Source organism: uncultured Bradyrhizobium sp. (assembly GCF_964252615.1).
GTDB lineage: Bacteria > Pseudomonadota > Alphaproteobacteria > Rhizobiales > Xanthobacteraceae > Bradyrhizobium.
Genome location: NZ_CAXUNQ010000018.1, coordinates 1 through 18,310, shown reverse-complemented (window position 1 = coordinate 18,310; position 18,310 = coordinate 1). Strand labels below are relative to the sequence as shown.

The window sequence follows — 18,310 nt, the reverse complement described above, 5'->3', positions numbered from 1 at the left end:
GCGCCATGAGCAATGTCCACGAGATTTATCCCGCCGGACGGATCATCCTGCGCGAAGTCGGGCTGCGCGATGGCCTGCAGCTTGTAAAACGTTTTCCTTCCACCGCGGCGAAGCGGAAATGGATCGAGCGGGAATACGACTGCGGCGTGCGGCATTTCGAGGTCGGCTCGTTCCTGCCGGCCAGGACGTTTCCGCAATTCGCCGATGTGCTCGAGGTGGTCGGCGGCGTCGCAGCGCTGCCCGGCGCGCATGGCGTGGCGCTGGCGCTCAACGAGCGCGGCGTCAACGCGGCGCTGGCGTCGGGTGTCGCCGAAATCGGCTCGGTGGTTTCGGCCACCGAAGAGCACAGCCAGGCCAACGCCAACCGCTCGCGCAATGAGGCCATCGCCAATATCCGCCGGCTGTGCGAACTGCGCGACGGGAGCGACCACAGGCCGATCGTGTCGGCCGCCATTTCCATGGCGCTGGGATGTTCGATCGCGGGCCCCGTGGATCCGAACGAAGTGATCCGGCTTGCCGGGCAATGCTACGACGCCGGCGCGGACATGGTCGCGGTCGCCGACACCGTTGGATATGCCGGACCGAAAGCGGTCGGCGAACTGACCGCCGCGGTGGTCAGGATCGCCGAATCGCGGCCGGTATGCGTGCATCTGCACGACACACGCGGCATGGGTATCGCGAACGCATCCGCCGCGCTGGATTCCGGCGCGCGGGTTCTCGATGGCTCGCTCGGCGGCCTCGGCGGCTGTCCGTTCGCCCCCGGCGCCACCGGCAATGTCGTGTTCGAGGACGTGGTGTTCCTGTGCGAGAGCAAGGGTTTTGCGACCGGCATCGACATCGAGAAACTGGTCGCAGTGCGTTCGATCCTGCGCGACGAGATGCCGGAGGAGACGCTTTACGGCGCCCTGTCGCGCGCCGGATTGCCCGGGAGGGCGGCGAGCCTGCCGGGATGACGGCGTCCTTTCCTCACCGCGCGCCGAACGTGGTCGCGCCGAACAGATCCTTGTGTTGGTGCGGCGGCGCCCGCCAATAGGCCGGCGGCGCTGCCACCTGGCCGCCCAGTTGCGCCGCGGCATGCCAGCCCCAGCGCGGGTCGTAGAGCATGCCGCGCGCCAGCGCCACCATGTCGGCCTTGCCGGATGTGACGATGTCGTCGGCCTGCGTCGCTTCGGTGATCAGTCCTACCGCCATGACGTTGACACCGGCGGCCTGCTTGATGGCCTGCGCGAACGGCACCTGATAGCCGGGCTCGAGCGGAATTTTCTGCAGCGGCGACACGCCGCCGGACGACGCGTCGATCCAGTCCACGCCGCGCTGTTTCAACTCCTTCGCAAGCTCGATGGTCTGTGCGATGTCCCAGCCGCCGTCGACCCAGTCGGTGCACGACACCTTGATGCCGACCGGCTTGTGGTGCGGAAAGGCGGCGCGCACGGCGTCGAACACGTCGAGCGGAAAGCGCAGGCGGTTCTGCAGGCTGCCGCCATACGCGTCGGTGCGTCTGTTGGAGATCGGCGACAGGAACTGATGCAGCAGGTACCCGTGCGCGCAATGCACTTCCAGCGCGTCGATGCCCAGCCGTTCGGCGCGTCGTGCCGCCGCCACGAAGGCGTCGCGGACGCGCTTCAATCCCGCGCTATCCAGCGCCAACGGCGCGGCTTCATTTTCCTTGTGGGGCAGCGCGGACGGGCCTTCGGCCTGCCAGCCGCCTTCGGCGATCGGGATTTGCTGGCCGCCGTCCCATGGCGTATGGCTCGACGCCTTGCGGCCGGCATGGGCGAGCTGCATCGCCACCGCGGTGTTCGAATGCCTGCGCAGAGAGGCCAGGACAGGCTTCAGCGCCGCTTCGGTGGCGTCGTTCCACAGCCCGAGACAGCCCGGCGTGATCCGGCCGATGGCTTCGACCGCCGTCGCTTCGATGCAGAACATCGCAGCTCCCGACAGCGCCAGGCTGTTGATGTGCGTGAAGTGCCAGTCATTGGCTTCGCCATTGCCGGCGGAATACTGGCACATCGGCGCCACCATGATGCGGTTGGGAAGCGTCAGGCCGCGCAGCGTGATCGGGGAAAACAAGGCGCTCATGGTGGAGATTTCCGGTCAGAACAGAAGGTGGGTGGAATTGCAATAGAGCATGGATGGTCGCTTGCGAAGCTCACGCCAAACATAGCCGTCATCCGGGGCGACGCGAAGCCGCGGGGCGCGCGGATCCATGCCGCCATCGTGCGGATGGATTGCGGGCCTGCGCGGAGGCGCATCCCGGAACGGGACTTTACGGTTTGATCCCGGCGGCCCTGATCACCTCGGCGTTTGCCGCGGTATCGCGCACCACCAGCGCGTCCATTTCCGCAGGCGTCATGGCTGCGGCTTCAATACCGACTTTCTTCAGGCTCGCCTGCATCGCCGGATCCGCCAGCACCCTGGTGCCCGCGGCATGAAGCCTGCCGACGATGTCGCGCGGCGTTTTCGACGGTACGAACACGCCGAACCAGATCGCGCTGTCGGCGTTTTTCAAGCCGGCCTCACCGGGCGTCGGCACCTCCGGAAGATCGGCGACGCGCTTCGGCGTGGATACCAGCAGCGCGCGCACCTGTCCCTCCTGGATCAGGGGCAGCGCGGTTGCAAGCGGACAAAAATAGAAATCGATCCGCCCGCCCAGGATATCGGTGATGACCTCCGCGCCGCCGCGATAGGGCACGTGGGTGGCCTCGATTCCGGCGGCGAGGCGGAATTTCTCGGCGCTGATATGTACCGCGCTGCCGATGCCGACCGAGCCGAAGGCGATCGAGGCGTCTTTCGCCTTCGCCGCCGTCAGGAAATCCTGCACGGTTTTCCACGGCCGCGTCGCCGGCACGATCATTACATTGGCATTGGAACCGATCATCAGGACCGACGACAAATCCCTGGTGGCGTCATAGGCAAGGTTGGGAAAAATCGCCGGCGCGATGGTCAGCGCCGACGAGTGCGCCAGGATCGTATAGCCATCGGGATCGGCCTTCGCGACCGCCGCAGTGCCCAGCGTGCCGCCGGCGCCGACGCGATTCTCGATCACGATGGACTGGCCCAGTTCGGCCGCGAGCCGGTCGAACACCAGCCGGGGCACCACGTCGGTGGCGCTGCCGGCACCGAATGGAATTACAGCCTTGATCAATCGCGAGGGCCAGACTTCCGCCCGCGCGGCGAACGACGCCAGCACCATCGCCACAATGCACGGCCACCAAGCCGGTCTTCTCATCCGCCGCTCCCGCTTGTCATTGCAGGCGATGGATATACCATCGCGCATCGTCGGCTTTGCAAGATTCATTCCGCTCGATGGTCCGCCGTTGCGGGTCACCATCGGAGCGCCGCAAGCTGAACGCGTCGTTGCTTCGATTTTTCGACGTGTCCGCTCAAGCATCCATCAACGTAAATTGCAGCAGCAGCGTGCGCTGGATCATCGAGAAATTATCGTCGGAGACCATGGTCAGCACGGTGTCGCCTTCGGACGTGACGTGGGCGTCGATGCCTTCCATGTTGTCGATCTCGTGGCCAAGGTCGGCTTCGAAAACCGGCGGGCCGTCGACGGTGGCCCCGCGATTCAAGGATTTCAGCGCGATGCGCCGAATCCGGATGCCGACCCCGGTCAGCAGCGAAAACTTCCGCTCCAGGATCAAAAGGTCGCCGGACTGCAGCACGACGGCGTCGCTGATATCGAAATCGCCGCTGCGGCGAATCGAGAAATCGCCGGGTTGCGGCCCGCCGATCAGAAACCCGATGATGTTGCCGTCGCTGTCGAGGCCGCGCTCGGAAATCGCGATCAGCGTGCCGGCCAGCGGCACGCCTTTCGGAACCATCGCCAGCGCCTCCAGTCCCTTGTTGTAGGGAAGCTTGCGTATCGCCGGCGGCGCCGGGATCGGCTGTCCGAACGAACGCGTGCCGCCCTTGGTAAAATCGAAACGCAGGATCTGGTTGACGCGTTCCAGCCCGATATAGACCAGCGCGCCGTCGAGCGCGATCGCCTCGGTATCGAACCAGCCGCGCGCGGTGATCGGTCTGCCGTCGGCGCCCAGCATCGGTGCCGCCTCGACGTCGCCGAGCCCGGTCATCTGGCGGCCCTGGTAGACGATGCGGCCGGTGAACCATGTACCCTTGTCGCTCATCGCAATGAACTGTTCGCCTTTGGCATCGAGCCGCCATCCCGACAGCCCGCCAAACCCGCGGAACCCCGAGGTCAGGATCAACCCGCTGCGATATTCCAGCGCGCCGAACCTGACACGTCCGCGGTCGCGGGTATCGAACGATGGAATGGGGCGGGCATTGACCTCGATCGGCGTGGAAGCCGCCGCCGAAAATTCATCCAGCGAAGGCTGTTTTGGCCGCGTTTGCGCCTGCACGACGGTCGGCACCAGCCCCGCTGCTGCGCCGGCAAGGAAGCGGCGGCGGGTGAAAAGTTTATCCTCGTCATTCCGCGATGCGCTACTTGGCGCAGGTCCGGAATCCATACCCACGATGGTGGTTATGGATTCCGGGCTCGCTTGCTTCACTCGCGCCCCGGAATGACGGCCCATATGTCTACGAATGCAACCTTCGCCCCCGGGCCGGCGCCGGCGCCGCGCCATGGGTCTCGCTGAACAGTTCGGCGAGTTTCTCGGTGATGGCGCCGCCGAGTTCTTCGGCGTCCACGATCGTCACCGCGCGGCGATAGTAGCGGGTGACGTCGTGACCGATGCCGATGGCGATCAGTTCGACCGGGGAGCGGGTCTCGATTTCCTCGATGATATAGCGCAGGTGGCGCTCGAGATAATTGCCGGGATTGACCGACAAGGTGGAATCGTCGACCGGCGCGCCGTCGGAAATCATCATCAGGATCTTGCGCTGCTCGGAACGCCCGAGCAGCCGCTTGTGCGCCCAGTCCAGCGCCTCGCCGTCGATGTTTTCCTTGAGCAGTCCTTCGCGCATCATCAGCCCCAAATTCCTGCGCGCCCGCCGCCACGGCGCGTCGGCGGATTTGTAGATGATGTGACGCAGATCGTTGAGGCGACCCGGATTGGGCGGCTTGCCGGCCGCAAGCCACGCTTCGCGCGACTGGCCGCCCTTCCATGCGCGCGTGGTAAAGCCGAGGATCTCGACCTTGACGCCGCAGCGCTCCAGCGTCCGCGCCAGAATATCCGCGCAGGTTGCCGCCACCGTGATCGGCCGTCCGCGCATCGAGCCGGAATTGTCGAGCAGCAGCGTCACCACGGTGTCACGGAAGGTCGCTTCCTTCTCATGCATGAACGACAGCGGATGATAGGGATCGGTCACCACCCGCGACAGCCGCGCCGGATCGAGGATGCCCTCTTCCAGATCGAACTCCCAGGCGCGGTTCTGCTGCGCCATCAGGCGGCGCTGCAGCCGATTGGCCAGCCGCGCCACGATGCCTTGCAGATGCGCGAGCTGCTTGTCGAGATAGCTGCGCAACCGCTCCAACTCGTCGTGATCGCACAGGTCTTCGGCGGCGACGATTTCGTCGAATTTCGGCGCGAAAGCGTGATACTCCGGCCCGCGCGGCTCGTTGGCGCCGCGCGAATTCGGCCGCGTCGCTTCGCCCGGCGTCTCGTCGTCGCCGAGTTCGCCGTCGTCGAGGGTGTCGCTGGTGGAAGCCTGCGCGCTTTCCATGGCGCTCTCCGACATCTCGTCGGTGGAGGCCTGGGCCTGGTCGGCGCTCATCTCCTGCGCGGCGTCCGAGTCGGGCGAGCCTTCCGCGCCGGACTGGTCGTTCTCGCCGTCGCGGTTGTCGTCCTCATTCTCGTCGTCGTCGGCATCGGCGTTACGGTCGTCGCCGAGTTCGAGCGCGGACAACAGGTCATGCACCGCGTCGCCAAATTTGGCCTGGTCCTCCGCGAGGCGATCGAGCCGGTCCAGCCGCGCGCCGATCCTGTCTTCCAGCAGCGGCCGCCACAGGTCGACCATTTTGCGGGCGGCGGCCGGAGGCGCCAAGCCGGTGAGGCGTTCGCGCACCAGCATCGCCAGCGCGTCCGACAGCGGCGCGTCGGCGCGGTCGGTGATCTCGTCGAACTTGCCGCGGTGAAAATGATCGTCGAGCATCGCGCTGAGATTTTTCGCGACCCCGGCCATACGGCGCGACCCCAGCGCTTCGACCCGCGCCTGCTCCACCGCCTCGAACACGCCGCGCGCCTGCGGATTTCCCGGCATCAGCTTGCGATGCACCTTGGGATCATGGCAGGCGAGTTTCAGCGCGATGGAATCGGCATGTCCGCGCACGATCGCGGCATCGCGCCGCGTCAACTTCCGTGCCGGTTCAGGCAGCCGGGCCTTGCCCGGTGCAAGGCCGGGGCGTTCGGAAGCGAACGTCACTTCGAGCTCCGGCGCCTTGGCGATCGCGCGCAGGCACGACGCCACCGAGCGCTTGAACGGCTCGGTCGGCGCCTCCTTGGAGCCGGTGCGGAATTTGGAATTTGAGGGAGTTGTCATAGGAGGATTGAGGTATCGCCGGGAGACACGACATCATCGAGCGCCACCACGCGATCAAGGATGACATCCCACACATAAGGGCAGGCGTGCGGAAAGATTTCGGCGGCCAAATCCGTTTCCCGAATTGCATCGCCTCGCGCGTCCTCGTAACCTTCATCAACAGCATCATCGAGGCTTGATGTGAGGCTCGGATTTTTCTTCAGCAACCGCGCAATACGACGGCGATGCTCTTCGATAGAAAGGACCCAGCTTCGCGAGCGCCGCGCCGGCTGATGATCCCACTTGAGCAAGTGCAAAAGTATGATCCGGAGCGCGCCTTCGAGTTTGTCGTATTGGCCTTTGCCCACGTCCGCCAACTCTTCTGCGATATTGCCGGCATCGATCTCCGACAATCGACCGGCTTTCAATAGCGCGACCTGCTCTTCGACCCATCCATAGAGGTCATCCTCGTAGCGTCGCCGAGGCTGCGCCGCAATCTCGGCGCCACCGCGTACTTTTGTGGTTGTCGTCATTACGCAAGTCCTTTCGACCCGCGGCAGCAAAGGTCAGCTCAACGCCACGTTCACCGAACTCTCCGCCAGTTCCGCATTGAAGCAGCGCTGATAGAATTCGGCCACCAGCGGCCGTTCCAGTTCGTCGCATTTGTTGAGGAAGGTGACGCGGAACGCAAATCCGATGTCGCTGAAGATTTCCGCGTTCTCCGCCCAGGTGATCACCGTGCGCGGGCTCATCACCGTCGAGAGGTCGCCATTGGCGAATGCGTTACGCGTGAGGTCGGCGAGCCGCACCATCTTGTTGACGATGTCGCGCCCCTCCGAGGTGCGGTAGTGATGCGCCTTGGCGAGCACGATTTCCACTTCCTCGTCATGCGCCAGGTAATTCAGCGTCGTCACGATCGACCAGCGGTCCATCTGGCCCTGGTTGATCTGCTGGGTGCCGTGATAGAGGCCGGACGTGTCGCCGAGGCCGACGGTGTTGGCGGTCGAGAACAGCCGGAACGCCGGGTGCGGTTTGATCACCTTGTTCTGGTCGAGCAGGGTCAAGCGTCCCGAGACTTCCAGCACCCGCTGGATCACGAACATCACATCGGGCCGGCCGGCGTCATATTCGTCGAACACCAGCGCGATATTGTGCTGCAGCGCCCACGGCAGAATGCCGTCGCGGAATTCCGTGACCTGCATGCCGTCGCGCACCACGATGGAGTCCTTGCCGACCAGGTCGATCCGGCTGATGTGGCTGTCGAGATTGACGCGCACGCAGGGCCAGTTCAGCCGCGCCGCGACCTGCTCGATATGGGTCGACTTGCCGGTGCCGTGATAGCCGGTGACCATGACGCGGCGGTTCTTGGCGAAGCCGGCGAGAATGGCAAGCGTGGTGGCGCGATCGAACCGGTAATCCGAATCGATGTCGGGCACGTGCGGATCGACTTCGGAATAGGCCGGCACCTCGAGGTCGCTGTCGATGCCGAACACCTGCCGGACCGACACCTTCATGTCGGGCAAGCCGGCGGGCTCCTGGGCTTTGGTCATGGCGGCGGTCGTCATCAATCCTCCGAAGTTCCGGGTGCTCCCGAAACCAGATTGTGGTGTGGCTGCGGATGGGTGCTATCAGGAACCTAGCAGAGACCAGCGGCCGGCAGAAGCCCGGGGCACAATGAAAAGTTCTGTCGCGTTATCATCGAGATAGGGTGGGACGGCGGATTTTGGAAGGCTGCCCCGCGAATCAACGGGGACTGACCACGGTTTTGCCGGGCGGAGCGTGCCAAACCGTGGCCCCGGGGAATCGTGGCGCCCGGCCTCGTGCCGGGCATCCGCGTCGTTCTTCCTTGAAGGCCCGCAAGACGTGGCCGGACCAGCCCTACGAGATTCACACATCTCGTCATAGGCGGGCTTGATCTACCATATGCACACATCTCGGCCGTCATTGCCGGGCCTGACCCTACTGGATGCACATATCTCGGCCGTCATTGCCGGGCTTGACCCGGCAATCCATCCGCTTCGAAACGGCTCTTCCGAAGCGGATGGATACGCGGGTCGAGCCCGCGTATGACGAGATGCATGAATCCAGCAGGGTCAAGCCCGGCCATGACGACAGACGACAGGGAACGCCGTGACGTCATTCATCGATCATCTGACTTCCTTCGTCGCGGCGCACGCATGGCTCGGCTACCTGACGATCTTCGTCGCGGCGCTGCTGGAAGCCGTGCCTATCGTCGGGTCAGTGATCCCGGGTTCGACCATCATTCTGGCCCTGAGCGCGCTGGTGCCGGGCGGCGAACTGGATCTCGCCGGCGTGTTCGCCGCCGCGATCGGCGGCGCCGTGATGGGCGACGGCATCGCGTTCTGGATCGGGCATCGCGCGCAACGTGAAATCCTGAGCGCCTGGCCGATGTCGCGCTATCCCGGCGTGATCGCGCAAAGCGAGGCGTTCTTTCATCGCTGGGGCACGCTTGCGGTATTTTTCGCGCGCTTCGTACCGCCGATCCGCGCCTTCGTACCGATCACCGCCGGCGCGCTCGGGATGTCGCCGCTGCGCTTCTACGCGGTCAACATCGCGGCGATCCTGCTGTGGGCGCCGGCGCACATCCTGCCCGGCGTGCTGGCGGTATCCGCCCTGGATCGCGCCGGCGGCATGGCCGGGCTCGAAGGCAGCGCGAAACACTACTGGATGCCGCTGGTGATCGGCGCTGCGCTGATCGGCGCGCTCGTCGTCTGGATCATTCGCCGCCGTCGCGGCGGCGGCGCGGTCGAGCCTGCGCCGGTGCGGCAAAAATCTCAGCGTCTTCCACGCGCAGGCGGGGACCCATGACCACCGTGGTCATATTGGAGTTAGCGCCGGTAACCGCTGCCACCTTCCGCATCACTCAAACGGAATGCATGGGTTCCCGCCTGGACGACTGGGGAGGTTCAACTGGCGCCGCGCACCACGGTCTTGAGGTAATTATAGGCCTTGATGATCTCGATCAGGCGATCCTCGGTGGAGCGATCGCCGCCATTGGCGTCGGGATGGTGCTGTTTCACCAGCGCCTTGTACTTCGCCTTCACGACCTCGAGCGTGGCCTCGGGACCGAGCCCCATCACCTGCAGCGCCTTGCGCTCGGCGTTGAAGACTTTCCGCGTTTCCGCTTTCGCTTCGGCGCCCGCGCCGGGACCCGGCCGCCAGCGGCCGCGGCCGTTGAGTTCGCTGAACATGCTGAACGGATCGGCGGCGCCTTCCAGGTCGGCCTCGGCGGTCTTGCCTTTGCCCTTGGTGCCGTTGGCACCCATTTTCCAGGTCGGGCGATGGCCGGTCAGCGCGTCTTTCTGATAGCGCGCCACCGCATCGGCATTCATGCCGGAAAAAAAATTGTAGGACTGGTTGTATTCGCGCACGTGGTTGAGACAGAAATGCCAGTATTCCTTGTCGTTGGCGCGGCCCTTGGGGGCGCGGTGCGGCCCCTTGTTCTTGCAGTCCGGCCATTCGCACATCACCGCGTCTTCGCGCGCGCGCGCCTGCTGCTTGGCGCTCAGCTTGTTGGGCTTAATGCGAATGCTGTCGAAGAATTTCGATGAATCAATCGGCATGGCTGACTATGACAACGCAATGCAAAAAGCTTCAAGTCTTGACATTGCGAAACTCTCTCGTTGACGAACCGCAGCCAGGTGCGTATTGCCGCGGCCATGACCGTCAGGGACGCTATCACAAACAGGTTGCATGAAGCTTTCGCGCCGGAAAGCCTCGATGTCGTCGATGAATCACATCTTCATGAGGGCCATTCCGGCCACAGGCCGGGCGGCGAGACGCATTTCAGGGTGTATATTGTGTCGAAAGCGTTCGAAGGGAAGAGCCGGATCGAGCGTCACCGCATGATAAACAGGACGCTGGCGGCGGAACTCGCGGGGCCTGTGCACGCGCTCGCGCTCAAGGTGCAGTGCCCGGGCGAAGCATGAGCGGCAACCGTTAAGGAACAACCGTCAAAACGCCGTTCCCGCTTTCGGTTTTTTTTCGACCCCGCCGGCCGTTTCCGCCTCGCGCGGCACCGGCACGATGCGCAGCGCGGTGATGCGGTTGCGCTCGCGGCGAAGCACGCGGAAGCGGAAGCCGTGGAAGGTGAAGCTCTGGCCGCGCTCGGGGATCGAACGGGCCTCGTGAATGACCAGGCCGGCAACGGTGGTCGCCTCCTCGTCCGGGAGCCGCCACTCCATGGCGCGATTGAGATCGCGGATCGGCACCGAGCCGTCCACCACCACCGAGCCGTCCGGCTGGGCGCGCACGCCGGCCACCACGACGTCGTGCTCGTCGGAAATATCGCCGACGATTTCCTCCAGTATGTCTTCCAGCGTTACCATGCCTTCGACTTCGCCGTATTCGTCGACCACCAGCGCGAAATGGGTCTTGCGGCGGCGGAACGCCTTGAGCTGTTCCGACAACGGCCGCATCTCCGGCACGAACCACGGCGGCAGTGCAATGGTGGAGACGTTGATCTTGGAGGTGTCGCCCTCGGAGGCCCGGATCGCCCGCAGCAGGTCCTTGGCGTGCAGGACGCCGATGATGTTTTCAGGCTTGTCGCGCCATAACGGAATCCGCGTGTATTCGGTGGCCAGCACCTCCCGCACCAGCTCTTCGGGCGGCAGGTCGGCATTGATCATCACCATTTCGGTGCGGTGAACCATCACGTCGGATACCTGCAACTCGCTGAGATCGAGCAGACCGCCGAACATGTCGCGGTCCTGCTTCTCGACCTTGCCTTCATGATGCAGAAGATCGACGGCGCCGCGCAGCCGCTCGTTCGGCGACAGCACCGGCTGATTGGCGCCGATCTTGATGCCCAGCAAGGTCATCAGCGCACGAACGATCGTTTCGATCAGCGTAAGCAGCGGCGCCAGCACATAGACCATCAGCTTCATCGGCCGCGCCACCAGCAGCGAGACGCGATCCGGCGCATTGATGGCGATGGTCTTGGGCAGCACCTCGGCAAAGATCACCACCATCACCGTCATCACGCCGGTGGCATACAGCACGCCGACCTCGCCGAACCACGCGGTGAACACGCCGGTTGCCAGCGCCGACGCTCCGATATTGGCGATATTGTTGCCGAGCAGCAGCGCGCCGATCATGCGCTCGCGCATCGCAAACAGGCTGTTGACGACGCCGGCGTCGCGGTTGCCGTGCTTCGACAGCCGCAGCATGCTGGCGCGCGACGCGCCGGTCAGCGCCGTCTCGCTGGCCGAGAAAAACGCCGAGATCAGGAGGCAGGTGATGACGATGGCGAAGGAAATCCAGTCCATGGCGTGACCAATCGGGTTACAGGTTGAAGTTTCGTCATGGCCGGGCTTGTCCCGGCCATCCACGTCTTTTCCCCCCAAAGAAGAAAGTAAGACGTGGATGCCCTGGACTAGCCCGGGCATGACGATTTTATTTGCCCGCGAGCTTGCGCTCGAGGAATTCATGTAGCAGCGAAGGATCGACGTCGGGTGCAATCACGGCCCGGCCGACGGCTTCGAGCAGGATGAAGGTAAGCCTGCCGCGTTTTACTTTCTTGTCCTGCGCCATCAGCGCCATCAGCGCATCGGCGCTGATCTTTTCCTGGGTGAAGCCTGCGATGTCCTGCAGACAGGTCGGCAGCCCGACGGCGGCAAGATGATGTTTGACGCGTAACGCGTCCGATGCCGGGATCATCCCGAGCCGCGCGGAAAACTCCGCGGCCAGCACCATGCCGATGGCGACGCCCTCGCCGTGAAACAGCCGCTCGGAAAATCCGGTCGCCGCTTCCAGCGCGTGGCCGAAGGTATGGCCAAGATTGAGCAGCGCGCGCTCGCCGTTCTCGCGCTCGTCGCGCATCACGATGGCCGCCTTGGCGCGGCACGAGGTGGCGATGGCGTGTTCGCGCGCGCTGCCGCCGGCGACGATATCGGCGTGGTTGGCTTCCAGCCATGTAAAGAACGCCTCGTCGCCGAGCGCGCCGTATTTAGCGACCTCGGCATAGCCGGCGCGGAACTGGCGCGGCGACAAGGTGTCGAGCACTGCGGTATCGGCGACCACCAGAATTGGCTGGTGGAACGCGCCGACCAGGTTTTTACCGTGCGGTGAGTTGATGCCGGTCTTGCCGCCGACCGACGAATCCACCTGCGCCAGCAGCGAGGTCGGCACCTGCACGAAATCGACGCCGCGGCGGAGGACCGCGGCGGCAAAACCCGCAAGGTCCCCGACCACGCCGCCACCGAGCGCGATCACGAGATCGCCGCGCTCGATCCTGGCGGCGATCAGTTCCTCGCAGACATACTCCATGCCCTCATAGCTTTTCGAAACCTCGCCCTCGTCGACAATGATCCGCGAGGTGGCGACGCCGGCGTCGAGCAGCGATGCCTCGGTTTGGCGCAGCCAATGCGTCGCCACATATTCGTCGGTGACGATGGCCGCCCGCGCGCCGGGCCGCAGTCCGGCGACACGGCGGCCCAGCGATTGCAGCACGCCGCGGCCGATGACGATGTCATAGGCGCGCTCGCCGAGCGCGACATCGACCACGACAGGATCGGAATTTTTCAGCGGCGCGGTCATGGTGCGGCGCCCGCTGTTTCATCGGTTGCTTGGTTGGCGGCGCCAAGATGCGCATGCAGCGCCGCGACGGTCTCCTCGACGATCTTTTCGTGCGGCACGTCGCGCGAGGCGATCGTGATGTCGGCCAGTTCGTAGAGGGGATGGCGCTCCCCGATAAGACGCCCGATCGTCGCGGCCGGATCGGCGGTCTGCAGTAGCGGCCGGTCCGCGCGGCGCTTGACGCGCTTCATGATGGTATCGGCATCGGCCTTGAGCCAGACCGACACCGCCCGTTGGCGGATGCGGCAACGGGTTTCCTCGCGCATGAAGGCGCCGCCGCCGGTGGCGATCACGGAGGCGCCCCCGTCGAGCAGCCGCGCAATCACCCGGGCTTCGCCGTCGCGGAAATACGGCTCGCCATGAGCCGCGAAAATTTCGGGGATTGTCATGCCGGCGTGGGCCAGTTCGATTTCGGTGTCCGCATCCACAAACGGCAGCCGCAGCCGCGCGGCAAGCCGCCGGCCGATGGTCGATTTGCCCGCACCCATCATGCCGACCAGCACGATCGCACGCCGCCCCAGCGCCGCGATTATGTCGGACTCCGGGAGGGGGCTGGCACCGGTATCTGCAGCAGTTCCGGACATTGATCGAACCTGTCGGCCGCCAAAGCGGCGTTCCGCGTCACCTATACTACCCCGGCCAAACCCGATGCCAGAGAGTCTTGCAAGAGAGTTGCGAACATGGTGGGTGTCCGGCCACGCTTATCCCGCAATTCACCGTCAATATTGCCGCCAAGGCCGCTCATGCCCAGCCTGTTCCGCTTCCTGACGGTCGTCGCGGTGCTCGGCGGCATCATCTATGGCGCGATTTTCGCGCTGGCGAATTTCGTCAACCCGAAACCCCGGGAAATGACGGTTACCATCCCTTCCGACAAGTTCCTCAAGAAATAGCGAGTAGGATCGGATCGACCGGGAGCGCGCCGCGCGCGCGGTTTCACCGGCTCACGGGAGAGACTCGATCGAATGTCGTTGCACAAGACCTCCGACCCGCACCTGACCCACCTGTTCCTCGACATGCTCGCGGCCGAACAGGGCGCCGGCGACAACACGCTTTCCGCCTATTGCCGGGATCTGGCAGATCTCAGCGCGTTCCTTGCCCGCACGGGCCGAAATTTTGCCGGCGCCGAGACCCAGGCGCTGCGCGACTATCTCGCCGACCTCGACACCCGCGGCTTCAAGTCGTCGAGCGTGGCGCGGCGGCTGTCGGCAATGCGGCACCTGTTTCGCTTTCTTTTGAACGAGCGCATCCGCAGCGACGATCCGGCGGCGATCCTCTCCGGGCCGAAACGCGGCCGCAGCCTGCCGAAGGTGCTGTCGATCGCCGACGTCGACCGCCTGCTGACACGCGCGAAGGCCCTGACCGATGCGCCGAAAAACTCCGCGGCGCAGCGGCTGCGCGCGATTCGGCTGTATTGCCTGCTTGAAGTGCTCTATGCGACCGGCCTGCGGGTTTCGGAGCTGGTCGCATTACCGCTGGCGGCAGCGCGACGCGACGCGCGCATGATCGTGGTGCGCGGCAAGGGCAACAAGGAACGGCTGGTGCCGCTCAACGGAGCCTCCAAACAGGCGATGTCCGATTACATCGCCGCGCTCGAAGCGCAGCGGACGGACCGCGGCAACAGCGCCGCGGTTTCGAAATGGCTATTCCCGTCGTTCGGCGAGAGCGGCCACCTGACCCGGCAGCATTTCGCCCGCGACCTGAAGGAACTGGCGGCGGCGGCCGGACTGGCGCCGCGGCTGGTCAGCCCGCATGTGCTGCGTCATGCCTTCGCCAGCCATCTTCTGCATAACGGCGCCGATCTGCGCATCGTGCAGACCCTGCTCGGCCACACCGATATCTCGACCACGCAAATCTATACCCATGTGGTGGAAGAACGACTGAAGAGCCTGGTGCGCGACCTGCACCCGCTGGCGGACAAGTAGTTTTATCGTACCGCCAGCAGGCCGGGCGGCTGCCGGCCCCGACGACAGGATTCAAGGTATTCCTGACACCGAGGAGACCTTTACCAGGGCGGGGGCCGCGGCTGTTGCAACGACAGCCAGCGGCGGCTATGGGTCCGGTCTGTACGCCGCGGATAAAGGTTATCTATGCTAAACGATTGAATCGAAGGCAGTTCTTCGGTCGTTCGGAAAACGCTTCGTCTGCCGACATCTTCCTCCCTATATTGATTGAATGACCGGCCCCATGCGCAGCTATCTCGATTTTGAAAAACCCGTCGCGGAACTCGATTCCAAGGTCGACGAACTGCGCACGCTGGCCGCCGGCGGCAGCGACATCGGCGAGGAGATTTCAAGCATCCAGGACAAGGCCGCGCAGGCGCTGAAAGACCTCTACGCCAACCTGACGCCGTGGCAGAAAACCCTGGTGGCGCGCCATCCGCAGCGACCTCACCTGAGCGATTTCATCGACGCGCTGATCACTGAATTCACGCCGCTGGCCGGCGACCGCAAGTTCGGCGAGGACGAGGCGCTGATGGGCGGCTTCGGCCGTTTTCGCGGCGAGAGCATCTGCGTGATCGGGCAGGAGAAAGGCGCCACCACCGAATCCCGCATCAAGCACAATTTCGGCATGGCCCGGCCGGAAGGGTATCGCAAGGCTGTGCGATTGATGGAAATGGCCGACCGGTTCGGCATTCCCGTGCTGTCGATCGTCGACTCCGCCGGCGCCTATCCCGGCATCGGGGCGGAGGAACGCGGCCAGGCCGAGGCGATTGCCCGCTCCACCGACGCCTGCCTGTCGCTCGGGGTGCCCAATGTCGCCATCATCACCGGCGAGGGGATGTCCGGCGGCGCCATCGCCATCACCACGGCGAACCGGGTGCTGATGTTCGAGCACGCGATCTACAGCGTGATCTCGCCCGAGGCCGCCTCCTCGATCCTGTGGCGCGACGGCAGCAAGGCGCAGGAAGCCGCCACCAGCATGAAGATCACCGCGCAGGACATGCTGCGGTTCGGGGTCATTGACCAGATCCTGCGCGAACCGCCCGGCGGCGCGCACCGCGATCCGGTCGCCATGATCGCCATCACCGGCGACGCCATCGCCCAATCCCTGAACGAGCTGCGTAACCTGGATCGCGACATGATTCGCAAAGCCCGGCGTCAGAAATTCCTGGATATTGGCCGGAAACTGGGGTGAGCCGGCAAGGCGGCCGTCCCCGCGCGGGCGGACCGGCACGCAATTCCATCGGCGTTTTAGCAGTGGTTTCAATATCTTGCACACTGACGGCAAGGATTATTGGTCCCGCCTGCGCGGAACGACCCCCACGTCAAAGCTTTCCCGGCACGATTTTTTGCACCGAATAAGGTCCGTTCAGCCCCAATTGTGCCCTGAGACCGATATTTAACCTCTGTTCACCATGGCTATCATGGAACCCGGCGCAAAGCCGGTTCGGCTTGCGGGGCCGAGAGCTTAAGGATAATATTTTATTCAATGGCTTGGGGCATGGACGCGACGGCGCTTGACGACTTGGGGTGCGCGATTGCCTATCGGTTGCGGAGCTTTGCAGTGATTGAACGCATCCCGGTCCGCGCGCTTGTCGCCTCGGTTGCGCTCGCAGCCGGCGGCCTGCTGGCCGGCTGCAACAGCGATGAAATCTCGCTCGCCAACAACGCCAAGGCCAACCAGCCGGTTCCTGCAAAGCTTGTCGCCGATATGACGGCGAAGGACATGGATCTGAATTCGCCGATCCTGGTGCGCCTGTTCAAGACCGAAGCCGAGCTCGAGGTCTGGAAACAGACGCGGTCCGGCCAGTTCGCGCTGCTGAAGAACTATCCGATCTGCCGATGGTCCGGCGACCTCGGACCCAAGGTCCGGGAAGGCGATCGCCAGGCGCCGGAAGGTTTTTACTCGATCACGCCCGGACAGATGAACCCGCAATCGGCTTACTACCTGTCTTTCAACACCGGCTATCCCAACGCCTTCGACAAGGCGCTGGGACGCAGCGGCTCGCAACTGATGGTGCATGGCGACTGTTCGTCGCGGGGCTGCTACGCCATGACCGATGAGCAGATCGCCGAAATCTATTCGTTGGGCCGCGAGTCCTTCTTCGGCGGCCAGCGCGCATTCCAGTTTCAGGCCTATCCGTTCAAGATGACGCCGGTCAACATGGCCAAGCACCGCAACAATCCGAACATGCCGTTCTGGAAGATGATCAAGGAAGGCAACGATCATTTCGAGGTGACGAAGCAGGAGCCCAAGGTCGAATTCTGCGAGAACAAATACGTGTTCGATCCGGCGCAGCCGCCGAATTCGTCGAAGCCGCTGATGTTCAACGCCTCCGCGAAATGCCCGGCCTATATGATTCCGGACGAGATCGCCAACGCGGTGCGGGAGAAGCAGCAGCAGGAGGCCGCTGAAACCGCCAAGCTGATTGCCAGGGGAACACCGGTGGCGCGGCTCAACACCGGCATCGACGGCGGCATGAACAAGGTGTTCGCCGCCAAGCTGCCCGGTGGCGAGACCGGCCTGTCGGAAGGTGGCGAGGGTCAGAGCCTGTCGCTGCTGGCCTTGTCCCGCGCGCCCGGCACCATTCCGTCCCACGTCAATCCGCCGCGTAATCCGCTGCTGGCATCGCAGGAAGAGCCCGTCATTGCCGTGACGCCCGCCGCCGCGCCGGCAACGCGCGTGGCGTCCGCCGCTCCGGACGCAAAGTCCGATGGCTTTTTCAGCAATCTCGCCCGCAAGGTGGGGCTGACGAACGCCGACACCACCGCGACGGCGCCGTCCAAGCCGAAAGTCGGCGACGCCAAGGATACACCGCGGCCGGCCGCCGTCGTACCCAAGACCGCTCCGAAACCCGCGGACACCAGGGTCGCGGCGGTACGGCCGCCGTTCAAGCCGACGATTTCCGACCCCGCAGCGCCTGCCGCGAACGCGCTTGTCGCCGGCGCGCAGCCGATCGTGCCCGCGAACTCGTTCGAGAGCCGCTTCTCGGCGGTGAAGTAAGGCCGATCCGAACCATTCCAGCCGTCTTGAGCAGGCTTGACCCTGCCGGATTCGCATCACGTCATATGCGGGCGTGGCCGGGCATGACGGCGTGGTCTACGTCATGCGCGGTACAAGGCCGGGCGCTTCTACGTCATGGCCGGGCTCGTCCCTACTGGATGCACACATCTCATCGTCATTGCCGGGCTTGACCTGGCAATCCATCCCCTTCGAAACGACTCTTCCGAAGATGGATGGATACGCGGGTCAAGCCCGCGTATGACGAGATGTGTGAATTCCGTAGGGTCAAGCCCGGCCATGACGGCCTCCCCGTGTCCCGGGCGCGATGCGGCATTCTTCATGC

At 64.5% G+C, this 18,310-nt stretch carries 17 protein-coding genes; 7 read left to right on the top strand and 10 right to left on the bottom strand.

What is annotated here, in order from left to right; translation table 11 throughout:
• Window positions 1–5 precede the first annotated feature (5 nt).
• Complete coding sequence (locus tag ACFE72_RS11835; protein ID WP_375413284.1) at window positions 6–953, top strand: hydroxymethylglutaryl-CoA lyase; 948 nt, start codon at window positions 6–8, stop codon at window positions 951–953.
• 13 nt (window positions 954–966) lie between these two features.
• On the opposite strand, the gene ACFE72_RS11830 is transcribed toward ACFE72_RS11835, so the two are convergent.
• The 6 genes from ACFE72_RS11830 to cobS form a co-directional block, all read right to left on the bottom strand.
• On the bottom strand, window positions 967–2,079 hold the full coding sequence (locus tag ACFE72_RS11830) for an NADH:flavin oxidoreductase/NADH oxidase (protein WP_375413283.1): 1,113 nt from the start codon (window positions 2,077–2,079) through the stop codon (window positions 967–969).
• A 187-nt stretch (window positions 2,080–2,266) separates the two neighbouring features.
• Window positions 2,267–3,229: a Bug family tripartite tricarboxylate transporter substrate binding protein gene (locus tag ACFE72_RS11825; protein WP_375413282.1), complete on the bottom strand. Its 963-nt coding sequence runs from the start codon at window positions 3,227–3,229 to the stop codon at window positions 2,267–2,269.
• Window positions 3,230–3,383: 154 nt separating this feature from the next.
• On the bottom strand, window positions 3,384–4,475 hold the full coding sequence (locus ACFE72_RS11820; protein ID WP_375413342.1) for an esterase-like activity of phytase family protein: 1,092 nt from the start codon (window positions 4,473–4,475) through the stop codon (window positions 3,384–3,386).
• A gap of 70 nt (window positions 4,476–4,545) precedes the next feature.
• Window positions 4,546–6,447 (bottom strand): cobaltochelatase subunit CobT, encoded by a 1,902-nt coding sequence (gene cobT / locus ACFE72_RS11815; RefSeq protein ID WP_375413281.1) that lies wholly within the window; start codon window positions 6,445–6,447, stop codon window positions 4,546–4,548.
• On the bottom strand, window positions 6,444–6,959 hold the full coding sequence (locus tag ACFE72_RS11810; protein WP_375413280.1) for a DUF29 domain-containing protein: 516 nt from the start codon (window positions 6,957–6,959) through the stop codon (window positions 6,444–6,446). The genes cobT and ACFE72_RS11810 overlap by 4 nt, the downstream gene beginning before the upstream one ends.
• A gap of 33 nt (window positions 6,960–6,992) precedes the next feature.
• The gene (cobS, locus tag ACFE72_RS11805) at window positions 6,993–7,991 is read right to left on the bottom strand and encodes a cobaltochelatase subunit CobS (protein WP_375413279.1); all 999 of its coding nucleotides are present in this window, start codon (window positions 7,989–7,991) and stop codon (window positions 6,993–6,995) included.
• A 565-nt stretch (window positions 7,992–8,556) separates the two neighbouring features.
• On the opposite strand from cobS, the gene ACFE72_RS11800 reads away from it, so the two are divergent.
• Window positions 8,557–9,255 carry a DedA family protein gene (locus tag ACFE72_RS11800; RefSeq protein WP_375413278.1) on the top strand — a complete coding sequence of 233 codons (699 nt, stop codon included), beginning with the start codon at window positions 8,557–8,559 and terminating at the stop codon, window positions 9,253–9,255.
• Between the two features lie 98 nt (window positions 9,256–9,353).
• Here ACFE72_RS11800 and ACFE72_RS11795 read toward each other — a convergent pair whose 3' ends face one another.
• A complete protein-coding gene (locus ACFE72_RS11795) occupies window positions 9,354–10,010 on the bottom strand; it encodes a J domain-containing protein (RefSeq protein WP_375413277.1) in 657 nt (218 codons plus the stop codon).
• A gap of 96 nt (window positions 10,011–10,106) precedes the next feature.
• Between ACFE72_RS11795 and ACFE72_RS11790 the strand changes: the two genes are divergently transcribed.
• The gene (locus ACFE72_RS11790) at window positions 10,107–10,376 is read left to right on the top strand and encodes a BolA family protein (RefSeq protein WP_375413341.1); all 270 of its coding nucleotides are present in this window, start codon (window positions 10,107–10,109) and stop codon (window positions 10,374–10,376) included.
• Between the two features lie 24 nt (window positions 10,377–10,400).
• Here the strand turns inward: ACFE72_RS11790 and ACFE72_RS11785 are convergent, their stop codons facing one another.
• The 3 genes from ACFE72_RS11785 to ACFE72_RS11775 all read right to left on the bottom strand — a co-directional run bounded on the left by ACFE72_RS11785 (window position 10,401) and on the right by ACFE72_RS11775 (window position 13,607).
• Complete coding sequence (locus ACFE72_RS11785; RefSeq protein ID WP_375413276.1) at window positions 10,401–11,714, bottom strand: HlyC/CorC family transporter; 1,314 nt, start codon at window positions 11,712–11,714, stop codon at window positions 10,401–10,403.
• 127 nt (window positions 11,715–11,841) lie between these two features.
• Entirely contained in the window at window positions 11,842–12,984 is a 1,143-nt protein-coding gene (gene aroB, locus ACFE72_RS11780; protein ID WP_375413275.1) for a 3-dehydroquinate synthase, read from the bottom strand.
• Window positions 12,981–13,607 carry a shikimate kinase gene (locus ACFE72_RS11775; RefSeq protein ID WP_375413274.1) on the bottom strand — a complete coding sequence of 209 codons (627 nt, stop codon included), beginning with the start codon at window positions 13,605–13,607 and terminating at the stop codon, window positions 12,981–12,983. Before ACFE72_RS11775 ends, aroB begins: the two co-directional genes overlap by 4 nt.
• 159 nt (window positions 13,608–13,766) lie before the next feature.
• Between ACFE72_RS11775 and ACFE72_RS11770 the strand changes: the two genes are divergently transcribed.
• The 4 genes from ACFE72_RS11770 to ACFE72_RS11755 all read left to right on the top strand — a co-directional run bounded on the left by ACFE72_RS11770 (window position 13,767) and on the right by ACFE72_RS11755 (window position 17,967).
• Entirely contained in the window at window positions 13,767–13,913 is a 147-nt protein-coding gene (locus ACFE72_RS11770) for a histidine kinase (RefSeq protein ID WP_375413273.1), read from the top strand.
• 72 nt (window positions 13,914–13,985) lie between these two features.
• Window positions 13,986–14,945, top strand: a complete 960-nt coding sequence (gene xerD / locus ACFE72_RS11765) for a site-specific tyrosine recombinase XerD (protein ID WP_375413272.1) — start codon at window positions 13,986–13,988, stop codon at window positions 14,943–14,945.
• A gap of 250 nt (window positions 14,946–15,195) precedes the next feature.
• The gene (locus tag ACFE72_RS11760; RefSeq protein ID WP_375413271.1) at window positions 15,196–16,158 is read left to right on the top strand and encodes an acetyl-CoA carboxylase carboxyltransferase subunit alpha; all 963 of its coding nucleotides are present in this window, start codon (window positions 15,196–15,198) and stop codon (window positions 16,156–16,158) included.
• Between the two features lie 369 nt (window positions 16,159–16,527).
• The gene (locus ACFE72_RS11755; RefSeq protein WP_375413270.1) at window positions 16,528–17,967 is read left to right on the top strand and encodes a L,D-transpeptidase family protein; all 1,440 of its coding nucleotides are present in this window, start codon (window positions 16,528–16,530) and stop codon (window positions 17,965–17,967) included.
• Window positions 17,968–18,310: the final 343 nt, after the last annotated feature.